At 41.7% G+C, this 12,956-nt stretch carries 16 protein-coding genes; 4 read left to right on the top strand and 12 right to left on the bottom strand.

All coding sequences use genetic code 11. The features are described 5' to 3' along the window. The first annotated feature begins 150 nt into the window (after window positions 1–150). Window positions 151–1,041 (top strand): LysR family transcriptional regulator, encoded by an 891-nt coding sequence (locus V6N89_RS08235; RefSeq protein ID WP_338517128.1) that lies wholly within the window; start codon window positions 151–153, stop codon window positions 1,039–1,041. A gap of 67 nt (window positions 1,042–1,108) precedes the next feature. On the opposite strand, the gene V6N89_RS08230 is transcribed toward V6N89_RS08235, so the two are convergent. Continuing rightward, window positions 1,109–2,326 (bottom strand): serine hydrolase domain-containing protein, encoded by a 1,218-nt coding sequence (locus V6N89_RS08230; protein WP_338517127.1) that lies wholly within the window; start codon window positions 2,324–2,326, stop codon window positions 1,109–1,111. A gap of 166 nt (window positions 2,327–2,492) precedes the next feature. On the opposite strand from V6N89_RS08230, the gene V6N89_RS08225 reads away from it, so the two are divergent. From V6N89_RS08225 to V6N89_RS08215, 3 genes are all read left to right on the top strand, one after another. Beyond that, window positions 2,493–3,587 carry an alpha/beta hydrolase gene (locus tag V6N89_RS08225; RefSeq protein ID WP_346993635.1) on the top strand — a complete coding sequence of 365 codons (1,095 nt, stop codon included), beginning with the start codon at window positions 2,493–2,495 and terminating at the stop codon, window positions 3,585–3,587. Between the two features lie 124 nt (window positions 3,588–3,711). Further along, the gene (locus V6N89_RS08220; RefSeq protein ID WP_338517124.1) at window positions 3,712–4,743 is read left to right on the top strand and encodes a threonine aldolase family protein; all 1,032 of its coding nucleotides are present in this window, start codon (window positions 3,712–3,714) and stop codon (window positions 4,741–4,743) included. 95 nt (window positions 4,744–4,838) lie between these two features. After that, window positions 4,839–5,339, top strand: a complete 501-nt coding sequence (locus V6N89_RS08215; protein ID WP_346993634.1) for a hypothetical protein — start codon at window positions 4,839–4,841, stop codon at window positions 5,337–5,339. Window positions 5,340–5,632: 293 nt separating this feature from the next. Here the strand turns inward: V6N89_RS08215 and V6N89_RS08210 are convergent, their stop codons facing one another. From V6N89_RS08210 to V6N89_RS08165, 11 genes are all read right to left on the bottom strand, one after another. After that, the gene (locus V6N89_RS08210; protein WP_338517121.1) at window positions 5,633–6,394 is read right to left on the bottom strand and encodes a type 1 glutamine amidotransferase domain-containing protein; all 762 of its coding nucleotides are present in this window, start codon (window positions 6,392–6,394) and stop codon (window positions 5,633–5,635) included. A gap of 200 nt (window positions 6,395–6,594) precedes the next feature. Next, on the bottom strand, window positions 6,595–7,002 hold the full coding sequence (locus tag V6N89_RS08205) for a hypothetical protein (protein WP_338517120.1): 408 nt from the start codon (window positions 7,000–7,002) through the stop codon (window positions 6,595–6,597). 27 nt (window positions 7,003–7,029) lie between these two features. Further along, window positions 7,030–7,734 carry a hypothetical protein gene (locus tag V6N89_RS08200; protein WP_346993633.1) on the bottom strand — a complete coding sequence of 235 codons (705 nt, stop codon included), beginning with the start codon at window positions 7,732–7,734 and terminating at the stop codon, window positions 7,030–7,032. 4 nt (window positions 7,735–7,738) lie between these two features. Continuing rightward, a complete protein-coding gene (locus V6N89_RS08195) occupies window positions 7,739–8,116 on the bottom strand; it encodes a hypothetical protein (protein WP_346993632.1) in 378 nt (125 codons plus the stop codon). A 32-nt stretch (window positions 8,117–8,148) separates the two neighbouring features. Beyond that, on the bottom strand, window positions 8,149–8,829 hold the full coding sequence (locus tag V6N89_RS08190) for a DsbA family oxidoreductase (RefSeq protein WP_338517118.1): 681 nt from the start codon (window positions 8,827–8,829) through the stop codon (window positions 8,149–8,151). A gap of 169 nt (window positions 8,830–8,998) precedes the next feature. Beyond that, window positions 8,999–9,301: an antibiotic biosynthesis monooxygenase family protein gene (locus tag V6N89_RS08185; RefSeq protein WP_346993631.1), complete on the bottom strand. Its 303-nt coding sequence runs from the start codon at window positions 9,299–9,301 to the stop codon at window positions 8,999–9,001. 48 nt (window positions 9,302–9,349) lie between these two features. Then, window positions 9,350–10,156 (bottom strand): hypothetical protein, encoded by an 807-nt coding sequence (locus V6N89_RS08180; protein WP_346993630.1) that lies wholly within the window; start codon window positions 10,154–10,156, stop codon window positions 9,350–9,352. Window positions 10,157–10,313: 157 nt separating this feature from the next. Further along, complete coding sequence (locus tag V6N89_RS08175; RefSeq protein ID WP_338517115.1) at window positions 10,314–10,544, bottom strand: tetratricopeptide repeat protein; 231 nt, start codon at window positions 10,542–10,544, stop codon at window positions 10,314–10,316. A gap of 50 nt (window positions 10,545–10,594) precedes the next feature. Further along, entirely contained in the window at window positions 10,595–11,809 is a 1,215-nt protein-coding gene (locus V6N89_RS08170; protein WP_338517114.1) for a serine hydrolase domain-containing protein, read from the bottom strand. A gap of 291 nt (window positions 11,810–12,100) precedes the next feature. Then, window positions 12,101–12,244: a WYL domain-containing protein gene (locus V6N89_RS21730; protein ID WP_431189793.1), complete on the bottom strand. Its 144-nt coding sequence runs from the start codon at window positions 12,242–12,244 to the stop codon at window positions 12,101–12,103. Between the two features lie 12 nt (window positions 12,245–12,256). After that, window positions 12,257–12,835 carry a helix-turn-helix transcriptional regulator gene (locus V6N89_RS08165; protein ID WP_346993629.1) on the bottom strand — a complete coding sequence of 193 codons (579 nt, stop codon included), beginning with the start codon at window positions 12,833–12,835 and terminating at the stop codon, window positions 12,257–12,259. Window positions 12,836–12,956 lie beyond the last annotated feature (121 nt).

Here is a 12,956-nt window from a genome sequence, read left to right as displayed (position 1 = left end):
TAACATGATTAGAACGGCAAAAAGCTAGCATTTAACTTAGTGCTTGGCGAAAGAAGTTACCAATTTTGGCCATGTAATTTCTTTCGCTTTTTTACAAGCTACAAAGTTGAACAATATCTACTCTACAACCACGATGAATTGGAGTCAGCTATGCACAAAATTTCCCTAGAACAATGGAGGATGTTTATAGCTGTTGTAGACAATGGCGGGTTCGCCCAAGCAGGAGATGCGCTTTATAAGACCCAGTCGACTATTAGCCACGGTATAAAAAAGCTAGAGAGTACTATTGGCAACCCCCTATTTGATATAGTAGGTCGTAAGGCAATCCTAACTGATTACGGTGAGAGTTTACTAAACGCCGCTCGCACTTTGGTTAGTCATGCAGACTTATTGGAGCATGATGCCATTTCACAACAAATGGAAATTAGATCATCTCTCAATGTAGCAGTGGATGTTTTGTTCCCACAAAAAATATTTTGGCAATCATTGTCTTTGCTAGAGCAGGAATTTCCTGAACTCAACATTCAAGTTTACGAGACAGCACTCTCTCGATGCAGCGAACTTTTGGAGGACGGGACTGCTGATATAGGTATCGCTAGTACATCACCAACAGGTTTTACAAGTAACTTGATTACTACTGTTGACCTGTGTGCTGTCGCAAATGTAAAGCATGCATTATCTGGACGCGACAATATTCCCCTGAATGAATTGGAAGAGTTTAGACAAGTGGTAATTCGTGACGCAGGGCTACGTAACAATGTTAATTCTGGCTGGCTAGGCTCTGTTAGTCGCTTGACTGTGAGTAACTTTCATCAGGCTTGGAATAGCCTTGAGAATAATATTGGTTTTGCCTGGCTTCCTCTTTGGTTCATTCAAGAGCAACAATCAAACAACATCTCAATGCTAAGCCTGAAAACAGGACATGTCAGAACCGTAGCAATGCAATTAGCTGTAAGGCCTGAAATTGCATCGAGTGCTGTAGTGACAACGTTTACGAGATACTTATCCCAGAAAATCTCTCATTCTGATTCAAAGAGTTAGTTAACGCTATCAACTCGTAACTTATCAGTTCAGCGAAGCCAGTCCAAGGTCCCATGTACAAGCCAGTTTAGGCTAATAACTTTGCAATTAGTGTCATTGCAGCAGCTAGTCGCTCGTCAGAACTCCTGTTTATCAAGATAATGAACCCATCTTTGCTGTGTGGATCAAAATAGAATGCAGTAAATGCTCCTAAATCTGACCCCATGTGCCCTATCAAACCACTACTATTCTCTCGCCAAAAAAAGCGCTGACGGGGGGCCAGTTTTTCATTCGGCTGGCTATGAAACATCTCAGCATAGGTGTCTGGACTTAAAAACATATCACCATTCGCTTTTTGGTTATTTAAAATCGACACCATCAAGTGGGCCAAACTGTCTATGCTAGCTCTCAATCCTCCTTCAGGATATTGCGGATTTCCCCAATGCGGGTACGCAATAAGCCTTATGTTCGATGGCGAAAAGTCCACGTATTCGTTTATGAAATCATTGAGTTCTTGGTTGTCCCCATTCGTACATATTTCTGTATCAGGCAAGCAAACGTTCAACTCATAAGGTACAGCAATATTGTCGAAATCTGTGTCATTCAAACGCCAAAACGCTCTATCTGCGCCCAGAGGCTTCAAGGTAAATTCATCGCTGTATTGTGACAAAGGCATCTGAGTTACTGACTCAACCAGCAACCCCGCTAAACCCGAAGCCAAGTTGCTGTAGCTTCTAAAATAGCCTGGGGGTTGTTTGAAGAAATATGAACCACCCTCGTATTTCTCACCGCCAATTGAAAGCATAGAGTGCAAATGGCGATGCAGAGAAATCTTGGGGTCTTTGTTTGCAATAAAAGTCGTAGGGTCGTGGAAGTCCTTTATCCCGGAAGTATGAGAAGCAAGGTGCCTCAACGTAATTTTTTCATCTTTGAAAAGTGGGTTTATGACCTCAAAAGGGAGATAGGAATTAATATCCTCGTCAAGGTCTAGAAGTCCATTGTCGACCAGTTGCAAGAGTGAGAGCCCCATAATGGGTTTACTAATCGATGCGACGTGAAATAACGTATCCTCATTTACCTCGACTCCCTTTGCCACGTTGGCAAATCCAAAAGTTTTTGTGAACTCGATCTCCCCTTGATTGATTTTAGCTAATGCCATACCAGGAATAGCAAACTGCAACATGATGCCCTCAATACATTTGTTAAATTCGCAATTTTCCCTTTCAAAGTTGCTCGTGGCGAAACCTCTGAGAATGAAATAACCAGAGACCACAGACAGAACCATTATCAGAATAAGAACACGCATTTCTTTCTCCCAAGAGGCAGGAATGGACTTAAGAAATATGGTCCAAATGTGTTCCCTTTAATAATGAATTTAATGACGCTAACACATGAAAACTATTTGTTGGTCGCGAAGGACAGACTCACTTAGATTAATAAACAACCAATTTATTCATGTTAGGTTCCAGCCCATGACAAAACTCAATTTTAGATTTGAAACACTAGCGATTATTTTTGCAGCACTCACCTTTTTCTCATTCAGTGCGCTTGGAAACTCGTTTAACGAATCAAGAGACGCTTTGACTACTGAGGTTTTGATTTCAACCGATGATGTCAATATTGGTGGGACGCTACTGGTGCCCAAGCAATTGCAATCTACTGCACTTGTTGTTTTTATATCAGGGAGTAGTTGGCAAGACAGAGATAATACTATTTATGGTTTCCCCATGTTCAAGATTATTGCTGAACACTTAGCCAAAGAAGGCATTGCAAGTTTTCGGTACGACGATAGAGGGGTTGGCACCAGTACCTATGATTTTGTAAACAGCACTATGGTTGATTTGACCAAAGACGTACATGACATAACACGGCACTTTAGCACTTTAGAAGAGAAGCAATTTACCGACTTCATTCTGTTTGGCCATAGTCAAGGCGGAATAGTCGCTACGCGGGTCGCTACAGAAAATGATAAAATCAAAGGCCTCGTTTTGGCGGGCTCGCCGGGCGTGACTATTGCTGAATTAGTATTAACACAGTCTCGAAATGAGTTTGCCAACGATGCGAACTCCGTTGAAGAGCTTGAAAAGTTTGTTTCTTCAAACAACCGCTTGCTGCACGCAACGGCGACTCAGAGAAGCTCAGAAAATTTCGAAAAGCAGTTTAAAGAACACTATACACCTATCCTCAAGAACAGTTTGAAAGATGAGCCCCTGTCAGAGCAAGAGTTTGAAGACAGACTAAGCAACGATGTGAAAACATATGTTACTAATTATGGTTTGCCAGCTTTAACATCATTTTTGTATGTAAACCCCACATTAGACTTAAGTGCCACAAAAGTGCCAGTTTTAAGCCTTCATGGTGGGCTCGACAATCAAGTGAAACTGGACCCTAACAAAGACCGTATTGAAATGGCATTGCTTACATCCAACACTTCTTTTCAAACGATTGTTTTTGGCAATGCAGACCATTTCTTCAAGGCCGCAAAAGATAGTCAACCAGTCGATGGCTTTTTAGAGTCCATTTCTTCGTGGGTACTCAATATGAAAGAACATCATGGCAGCTACTAGTGAGGCGCTTTATAACATGGAACAACCTCTTAATTTCAATCACCCACTACGTCATCAATGTTCAAAGTTTCTAACAAGGCATAAGCCATTCAGTCAACGAATGTGGCTCGAAAGTGTGCTATCTATGCCTGAGGTTGATTATTCAATTGATTGTTTTGGCTCAGGACCTGCTTTAGAAGCGCTCGAAAGAACGATGGCCGATTTACTGGGTAAAGAAAAAGCAGTGTTTGTTCACAAAGGCATGATGGGACAACTTAGCGTACTCAAACATTACGCTGAGCTATCAGGGTTCAATAAAATAGCGCTTCATTCATGTTCACACATCGAACAAGATGAGGGGCTCGCATACAAAAAAGTAATGGGATTAGTGCCTCACTTTTATGGAGACAAAACAAGCCCGTTCACAGCGCTTGATATTACCGCACTGCCTAGTGATCTAGCCGCGGTTTCTGTAGAACTTCCAACCAGGCATGCAGGCTTTTTACTTCCATCTTGGAGCTGTTTAGTTCAACTAAAGCAACATTGTCGAGAACATGGTCACTTTATACACATTGATGGTGCCCGGTTATTAGAATCCGCTGCATATTGGAACAAAGAATATAGTGAAGTAGCTGCAATTGGAGATAGTGTTTATGTTTCTCTTTACAAAACACTGGGAGGTATGGCTGGCGGGATCATCGCGGGAGACCGCGAGCTGATTGAAAGCATCTTGCCTTGGAAAACGCGTCTTGCTGGGGACATCTATACCGTATTTCCATATGTATTGAGCGCACTTCAAGGTATTAAAGAACATTTACCAAATATCCCCATTTATTGCCAAAGGGCCAAAGCACTTGCAACCGCGTTGTCAAAGCACTTTGGTAGACATGTAATACCTTATCCGGTGCAAACTAACGCTTTTATTTTCGAGTTTCTGGAAAGCAAAGAATGTGTAGAAAAAGCATCTATCCGATATGCACAGAAACATAACGTATGGCTGTTTGATAGAGTGATTCATGACAATTTTGGTTGTAGAGTTGAAATACAAATAGGAAATGCAATAAACGAATGGAGCGATGAGCAAGTAATTGATGCTTTCGAAGAAATTATTTTTCTTGCAAGGTCTTATAGATTGAATTGTAGCAGTCTGATTACCGCGGGCAATCCAATCGTATAGGCGGCGTCGACAGTTTATGACTGACATCCTGATTGCGTAGCTATAAAGAAATTCATATTGGTCCATCAATTTTGATTAATCGAGAAGGATAAAAAATGATCGTGTCTCAAGCTGACTTCGACCTATGGCAGGCTATGTCCAGCGAACGTGGCCAGAAGTCTTCAGTAAAAGAAACATCAAGCCATGAAAAAAGCGATGAGCCAGAAAAGGGGCAATCTATTGCCATTAATATGGCAGAAAGCGACGCTAAGAGTGGCCCCACTGATGACGCTCTGAAACCAAAAAGTTTTTTAGAGGAGGCTTTCGAGCGGGTTCGATTGAACAGGTTAGGTATTGATCAAGGAAAAATGGATGAACTCAAGGAAGAAATCGAACAGACTGAAAAAGATATCGACACACTTAACAACCAAAAACCACTCAACGATGACCAAGAAAAGCAGCTTGAAGACTTGAAAGAGAAATTAGAAAGATTAGAAGACGCCTTGAAGGAATTACTTCGTCAAGCCAATGAAAGAGCGAATGAAAAAAACGTCGTTGGCGCTAAATCTATGGAAAATTCTGCAGGCGTGTATGAATCAGTATCTGAATTTACCTAATAATTTCCCTTCCGAATTTACGATTAGCTTTTCACCCCAATATCCACTACGGCTATTAGTTCCGACTTTTATCCACGTTTGTTTCTATCACTGCAGGTAAAATTAGACGTAAAACGTATCGGTGATGAGGTAGCGTTAGTGTTGTTAAAAACTTAAAATATTTGACAGTTTCCCCCAAGAACCGTGTCCTAATCAATGACAGCACTGCTCCCATAGCAGCCATTAATAGTACAACCTTGCTCGCCAATATTGTGTGGAGCAGCAAGGCCGTTAATCCCAATGGATAAGCTTAACTATTGCTCCAGAGCGTTAATGACTTCCTGAGCAAGTTTCTTTGCAGAGTTAGGGTTTTGCCCAGTCATCAGCCTGCCGTCTACCACGACATTCTCTTCCCAAGGTGCACCAGGTATGTGCGTCGCGCCAATAGAAGTCAACTTTTCTTCAAGCAGAAAAGGAATGATGTCTAATTGCTGAATGTCTATTTCTTCTTGGCGTGTAAATGCGGCTACCTTTCGACCTTCCACCAAATAGTTACCGTTGCTTAGCGTAATTCCAGCCAAAGCTGCCGTGCCGTGGCATACCGCTGAGACTATCCCACCTTGCTCGAAAATTGACGTCGCAATTCGATCAATATCTGCATTGTTGTGAAAGTCCCACATGGGTCCAGAACCACCACTAAATAGGATCGCGCTATAATCATTTGGGTTGATTTGTGACAGCGGAATACTTGTCATTACTTTCGCCATTAACGTGGCGTCCTCCAAGAAGCGGTCACTGTATTCATCAGGCTCTAACAACGACTTAGCATCAAGTGGTGCCATTCCTCCCTGAGGGCTTGCGATATCAATCTGGTAGCCCGCGTCGAGGAATTCATAATACGGATGAGTTAGTTCGGGTAACCAGAAACCTGTTTTTTGGCCAGAGTCACCTAAATCAGAATGACTGGTTAATACAATTAGCACTCTACTTTTTGACTCTTCAGCCCCTGCACCGAAATGAGCGAACAATAATAGCGCCATAACACATGATATTGCGTAGGTAATGACTGTTTTCACTTTAATCTCTCCGACTAGACATTTAATGTATTTAAGATGCCCGTACTATATGGGTCGCCAAGTTGTGATTCCTTAACATAGGTTGAGAAAAGGTACTTTTTCCAAAAAACTTACCTGCGTGGACTGGCAACACTTACGATAGGTTAAAAAATACTGGGCTCACTAGCGCCCGTCGTTTGAATATGCGCTCACAGATAAGTTTAAACGAACTCACTGACCCTTTTGGGGAATGGTTGATTTCTTAGCCCACTCAAAGTGCTCTCTACCTCTTCAAGATAAGACGTGTTTTCACCGTTGCTACGCTTAAACGCTATCATCGTCTCGACTTGGTGAAGTAAGTCTACTTTCAGCTCACTGGCAGCTACTGTTCCAATATCCGAAATAGTATTTGGGGGTATAAAAGGCACAACATTGAGCAGTTGATCTGAGCCACTTTTTATCAACGCGTTGACTTCGTTCAGCGAAATTGAATTGGGGTCAATCAACTTTTCACTTTCAACAACTTGCTCGACATTTGCGCTGTTTCTCTTATTGTTAACATCAGCGTTACCCATCTGAGTATTGGTCTGACCATAAAAGGCTGTTCCGCTTATTGAATTAATATCCATGTTACGCTTCTCATTTTAACAGCCGCACTAATCACTCAGAGTAGTGTTGTTATAGCCATGTATACTGTTTTTAATTTCACGCTCCCTCAGGTTTTCGCTCAGTCTTTGGGATCTCGTCAGCGTGAACTTTCTTTTCTCGTCTTCTGTGCGCTGTTCTCTAGCCGCTTCGATAATGCTTTCTTTATCAGCGTGCAATGCCATCAATTTATCATGTCGTTCTTTCTCAGATAGCGTCGAAGCACGATTAACGGTTTCTATTTCAGCATCGATTTCTTCTAACTTTTGCCTGTACAGCCGGGTTCTGGCGTCTATTACAAGCGAATTTAGAGATGTTGATTGAGATTGTTCTACCGCGTTCTCGTTACCTCGCTTGTCGGTTGTATAACTTGATTGTTCTGAGAAAACTGTCTGCTGTGGAGCAGTTAAAGCATGCCTAGAGCTCGCGAGCGTGACCCGAGCACTGCTTATTCCCTTGCTGAGCTCATTTTCAAACTGCTCATAAAATTGCTTTAGCATTTTATTTTGGTCTGTCCATCCATCATGAGCTACACGAAACTCAAGGTTGGAATACCTAGCATCCATCAGTTTCTCAATGCCAAGCGCACTCCACTGCTGAGAAGGTGAAAGCGCCTTTTCATTTAAGGGGCGTTGCTCACCATCAATATTGATACCCGTACCATAAATGGAGTGATGCATTGATAATTGCAAGAAAGCCTTATCAAACTCTGCCATCCCCTCAGTCGCCTTCTCCCATGCATCCTTTACAAATTGTGGAGCATTTACTCGGTGGAAAATGAATTGTTTTGGCGAGACCAACCTCAACTATGCCATCATTATTTAAGTCCACTTTTCCTTGGTCATCAGGCTGTGCAAGTAAGTTCCTTGCACCTTCTTCACTAAGAACGGATACGTTTATGGGGTCGGCAAGAGAGTGGGCGTTTTGCAAGATTTCAAGCTCAGCTGTACTAAGGCTTCCCAGATAGTCTAAGGCACTGCTTTGTCTACCTTGTGCCTCTAACAAAAGGTTTGAGAAAGCATTTATATCTTCTTCGCCCATGTTGCGCTGTTGCAGTTTTTGTATTGATACATCGCTTAGCTGAATACCTGAAATCATTGTTATTCCCTTTACTTCTAAATTTGCCTCACTCACTTAAAGTTATAGTGATGCTGGTCATTGACTAACGATCTGCTCTTGGCTTTAGGGGCGATACCAAGTTGATAGAAAAGCGCTCTCAGTTGGTCCAATGTCAATGTCTGACTTATTAACCGTTTCCCATTTATCAGCATTGAAGGAACACTACGTACTCCCAAATTTCTTGCTGTAGCAATATCGTGCTCCACGGCATAAAACGTCGAATCTAATTCCATTACCTCTTTAAATTCCAAGCGGGAAAAACCGAGTAGCTCTGCAATATCAAGCAGCACTTCGATATCTGCTATGTTTTTAGCCATTTTCATGTGGGCGTCTTGCACTGCGTCGAAATACCTCCAGTGCCCCGACTGTCCCTCTATTACCTCGGCCGTTTTCATTGCTAGCGCGGCGTTAAAACCACTCGGATAAGTAAAGTTAGCCGCTCTCATCCCTTCGATGTTGATTCTACTGGGATCTTCGGCGTGTGACTTACATTGCTGCCAGTGCCGTAAAATCTCACTTTTTGCCAATTCAAGAGAACCAAATCTTGTCGCGATCTCATCATTGTTTCGTTGTAAAACGTAAGCTCGGTGTACAATAGTGACTTCGTACTCGTTTGCCATTTGTTTTAAACGGGGTGATAGAAGATAGCACCACCCACAAACTGCATCATGAAAAAATTCTATTGTCGTCATACTCTTACTTCCTAAGTTTCTAGAAAGCCGAGTTTAGATTTATTTTCGTGACGCTTAAAATGATATAAATCACGTTTCAACCACGATGAAATTCATCGTTAATTTGCTGGTCACTTCAGTGTCTAAATGGAATTCGCCAAATCCAATTTAGCTTTATGCTACATTCCACTTACTCGAGCATATCGTCGCAAACATTTAGCTCTCTTAATACAGAAGACTTGATAAGATACTTTTTCATTTCTTGAAGTGTATCAGGCTGTGCATCTTTATAAGCCATGCTAGTTTCAGCCCAACGCTCTTTGTCAGGCCACTGAGCATATGCTACATAAGTGTTCGGTGCACCTATTGTATGGAGTCGAGACCCCAAACTTCCGCGCGTTGAGCTAACAAACTCGGTATGCTTTCTCCATGCCTCTCTAAAGCGCTCATCGCTACCATCAGTAATTTGAAACTCGTAAACAACAGTAAACATATCACCTCCTATACCGTAAAAAAGCTCTCTGAACTACAAAGATAAGCGCTAGTCTCTAGAAACCTCTGACAATAACAAAGGCGTCTTCTCAGAAAAATCTATCCATGGGTTCCCACCCAGTGTTTCCGACCAATCCACTGACTCATCTTGGTATCTCATTATGAATTGTTCTGGGCCATGAGCATAAGCTACAACAAGGCCATGCGCGGAATCAAAGAAGCCACCATGGGCAACGATACCAGGGTAAGAGATTCTCCACGCTTTGCTGTCCTCATCAACATACCCAAGTGTCAATTTACCAACTACGCCATCAGCCAGGACAAAGAACCATGTCCAGTGACCTCCAGAGATAATGGTCATGACTTCATCAATGCCTTGACCGTTTTCAGAGCTATTCACATGAAGCTTGCCGAATTTATGTTGAAGATAGTGTTTTGTTTCTTCAGTCATCGACATCATGTCGTATACTTTGGGATAAGGCGCTACGTTGGGCTCTGATGTCGTCAAATAGCCGCCATGTGCTACCGCTGGTTTTCGCCCTGCCAAACTAATTTGCTCGAGTAGGCCCTCTCGATTTAAAGAGAATGCTTCAATCAATGCCGAGTGCTCGTCTGGTCTTAACGCTCTCTCTTTTGACTTTTTAATAATTGACAGTGTGCTTTTAGGGATAGGCGTTTCTGACACTCTCACCCCTACGTTCATAAGATACTTGTTAACGTCACTTATTCCAGATACCGAAGCCCTTCCATCACTAAATGAAAGCACCAATTGGCCTTTTGATTCTATCGAACTTGATAAAGCTGGTAGCGACAAAGCTAAAATTGTAAACGACAAAAACACTCTTAAAAAAAACATACAAGCTCTCCTAAATTGCCATTACGAAAAGAAAAAGGTGGCAATTAAAAATTGAAAAAACATTACTAAAAAATAACCACACCAATTAAAAAAACGACCTGCTTGATATGAATATAGTTATATACTTCTGTATCAAACAGGCCGCAAAAACAGCCTCTTACCTTTTATTTGACTCTTGCTCAATTTCTTTAAGTCGATTTTCATAGTCCATAAAATCAGGGAATTTTTGAGACATTTCAGTAAACAAAGCCTTCCCTGCCTCTTTGTTTCCACTAAGATAATACGCTTCGGCTAAGCTATCGAAGGTGTTTGGTATTTCTGGGTTCAATTCTTTATTTAGTTCAAACACTGTTAGCGCTTTGTCATGTTCATTTCGTTCAAGTAGCATGTACCCAAGATGGTTAATAGGTTTTACATCGACCGAGTAGTTTTCGCTGCTTAAGTGTTCAGAACTTCACGGGCAATTAATTCAAGTGCATCGTCATCCGAAGAAGTAGAGGCTTGGTAAAGTACACGACTAAGATTTTCGCGAAGTCGCTCTGGCTTGTGCCCTTCTAGAATATCCTCAATCGCTGAATAAACGCCGTCTATTTCTCTGTGAATATTGTTGTTAGTTAGCATGATAACTGTCCGCTCCTGTTCAGGATAAATAGCAAAACCAGATGAAAAGCCACGCCAATCTCCCGAATGCTTCAGGACTTTATGGCCATACTTTGATGGTTTAAGTCCCCACCCAAAACCATAGTCTTTGGTTTGCCCATCGCCATAGTTCGTGTTCTGTAAGGCTTGCTCCCAACTTGAGTTCGAAAAAAGCTTCCCATCAACTATTGCATCTGACCACGCCATCAAATCCTCGGCCGTTGAGTAAATACCGCCAGCTCCAACTAAGAAGAAGTTAGGAATTTGGTCTCTTTGATGAATCTTTCCGTCGTATCGTTCTGTGAACCCAAAACTGCGATTATTTACCGATTGTTTACTGGTCTTTGTGTCGTAAACCAAAGTGTTATTCATCCCTAACGGTCTAAAAAACTCACTTTCCATAAATTCACTGTAAGTTTTACCAGAAACGCGTTCTATTACGTTCGCTAAAAGGTAATAACCCGTATTGCTGTACTTCCACTCTTGGCCAGCTTTAAACTCTGATGGCATTGAGTTTGTTACCATCTCTGAAAGCATGAACTGATTATCAATCGGTCTATCGACTTTGCCACCTCTAAACAACCTTCTGAAATGTCGCATGATGTCAGGGACACCTGATGTATGGTTTAAAAGATGCCGTAATGTGACGCCAGGATAGTTAATCTCAGGAATGTATTTATTAAGGGGGTCATCAAAAGATAGCTTGTTCTTATCTCGTAACCTCATTATTGCTGCTGCGGTAAACTGTTTGCTTACGGAGCCGATGTCGAATTTGTGATCCGTTGTAAGCTTAAGACTTTGCGAGCTACCGTCCACGCCATAGGCTTTGTGGTGTACTACCGAGCCTGAATCAGATATCAGAAAAACACCGTTACATATGCGAATTCGCTCGCACTCAATTAAGTATTCATCAAACTCAGTATGCGTTTGCTCTGCTTTTGCGAAAACACTGGGCAACAATAAAGTGGCCGCGACAATTAACGGAAATCCAACTTTTGTTTTACGATTAATCATGACGACCTCTCATTTATACTTTTAACTTATAAAAAGTTCTCGCCCACAGCATTCTGATGTAAAAGGTGCAAAGCACTCTTGGGCGAGAGAGGTTGTACTATATGCTCATAGCGGCCAGATTATTAATGAATAAAACAGTGTTAAATTATTGAACTTTTAGATGGTTTCATAGTAATGCATCTATAAAAGACACACGAGCTTATAGACTACAAAGTGCTGACGCTCAGATCTTTGTATCGTTACTTGAGCTTAGTCCCAAACGTAAATTGTTACTTACTACAGTTTAACGGGCTAAACTGGCGCAAAAAACTTTTCATAGGGGTCGTTCGCAATTAATTCCGGCCGAAGTTTAAAACGCTTCGATGTCAACTCGGCATTTTTTATCCTATCTATACGCAGGACTCTAGCGTCGTTTCTCAGATGGTCCCAAGCGATAGTGTACCAAACCTACCAAGCAAGCATAAGATAATGGGGCTCTATAGTTCTCGACGAGAACGTCTTACTTTCAGAGACGTATTTGATATTCAAGCAGCGTTGTTCGAAGAAAGCTTCACATGAGGCCTGTGATATATCGATGTGAGTCTCTACAGGTTGATAGGGCGCTATACTACTAACATGTGTATTAACAAATATTCGTTTTCGAACCTGACTTATTCTGGAGCGCTCACTTTCAGGAAATACTTGATATAACTTCTGCTTAATTTCTTTCAAATTATTTGTCATGAAGGGTAACGGTAGTGACTCAACCAGTGAAAGTGCAAGTAATAATTCAATCACCTCTTTATGGTTTAAAATTAGGCGCTCAATGCCCCATCGACTTGCTAAACGAACGCCACCGCCGCGACCTCTATCTGCGTCGATTGGGTAGCCTTCTTCTCTCAAACTTGCTAGCTCTCGCATCAAGGTTCGCTGACTAACATTTAAATGTTCACGTAAATCAGATGTCGTCCAATGCTGTTCAGAGCGAAGCAACCCAAGCAAGCGATTTCGCCTGTCAACACGATGTTTAAAATTTGTCTTTGTCACAATCTAATATGTCATTTATTGGCATATTATTACTATACACTTTTAGTCAGCGGTTAGAGTCAATTACTTTTGAAACACTCAACCAATTTTACCGCATTTAAACTAGTGAAATTATCCACAA

It is taken from the genome of Alteromonas gracilis, assembly GCF_036870955.2.
GTDB lineage: Bacteria > Pseudomonadota > Gammaproteobacteria > Enterobacterales > Alteromonadaceae > Alteromonas > Alteromonas gracilis_A.
Note: the sequence above shows the minus strand (reverse complement) of the source record. Positions and strands in the feature narration are given on the sequence as shown.

What these genes read in the sequence shown, in the direction of transcription:
- V6N89_RS08235 (WP_338517128.1), top strand. Translation starts at nt 151, where the DNA reads ATGCACAAAATTTCCCTAGAACAATGGAGGATGTTTATAGCTGTTGTA.
- V6N89_RS08230 (WP_338517127.1), bottom strand. Translation starts at nt 2,326, where the DNA reads ATGCGTGTTCTTATTCTGATAATGGTTCTGTCTGTGGTCTCTGGTTAT.
- V6N89_RS08225 (WP_346993635.1), top strand. Translation starts at nt 2,493, where the DNA reads ATGACAAAACTCAATTTTAGATTTGAAACACTAGCGATTATTTTTGCA.
- V6N89_RS08220 (WP_338517124.1), top strand. Translation starts at nt 3,712, where the DNA reads ATGCCTGAGGTTGATTATTCAATTGATTGTTTTGGCTCAGGACCTGCT.
- V6N89_RS08215 (WP_346993634.1), top strand. Translation starts at nt 4,839, where the DNA reads ATGATCGTGTCTCAAGCTGACTTCGACCTATGGCAGGCTATGTCCAGC.
- V6N89_RS08205 (WP_338517120.1), bottom strand. Translation starts at nt 7,002, where the DNA reads ATGGATATTAATTCAATAAGCGGAACAGCCTTTTATGGTCAGACCAAT.
- V6N89_RS08200 (WP_346993633.1), bottom strand. Translation starts at nt 7,734, where the DNA reads ATGGCAGAGTTTGATAAGGCTTTCTTGCAATTATCAATGCATCACTCC.
- V6N89_RS08195 (WP_346993632.1), bottom strand. Translation starts at nt 8,116, where the DNA reads ATGATTTCAGGTATTCAGCTAAGCGATGTATCAATACAAAAACTGCAA.
- V6N89_RS08190 (WP_338517118.1), bottom strand. Translation starts at nt 8,829, where the DNA reads ATGACGACAATAGAATTTTTTCATGATGCAGTTTGTGGGTGGTGCTAT.
- V6N89_RS08185 (WP_346993631.1), bottom strand. Translation starts at nt 9,301, where the DNA reads ATGTTTACTGTTGTTTACGAGTTTCAAATTACTGATGGTAGCGATGAG.
- V6N89_RS08180 (WP_346993630.1), bottom strand. Translation starts at nt 10,156, where the DNA reads ATGTTTTTTTTAAGAGTGTTTTTGTCGTTTACAATTTTAGCTTTGTCG.
- V6N89_RS08175 (WP_338517115.1), bottom strand. Translation starts at nt 10,544, where the DNA reads ATGCTACTTGAACGAAATGAACATGACAAAGCGCTAACAGTGTTTGAA.
- V6N89_RS08170 (WP_338517114.1), bottom strand. Translation starts at nt 11,809, where the DNA reads ATGATTAATCGTAAAACAAAAGTTGGATTTCCGTTAATTGTCGCGGCC.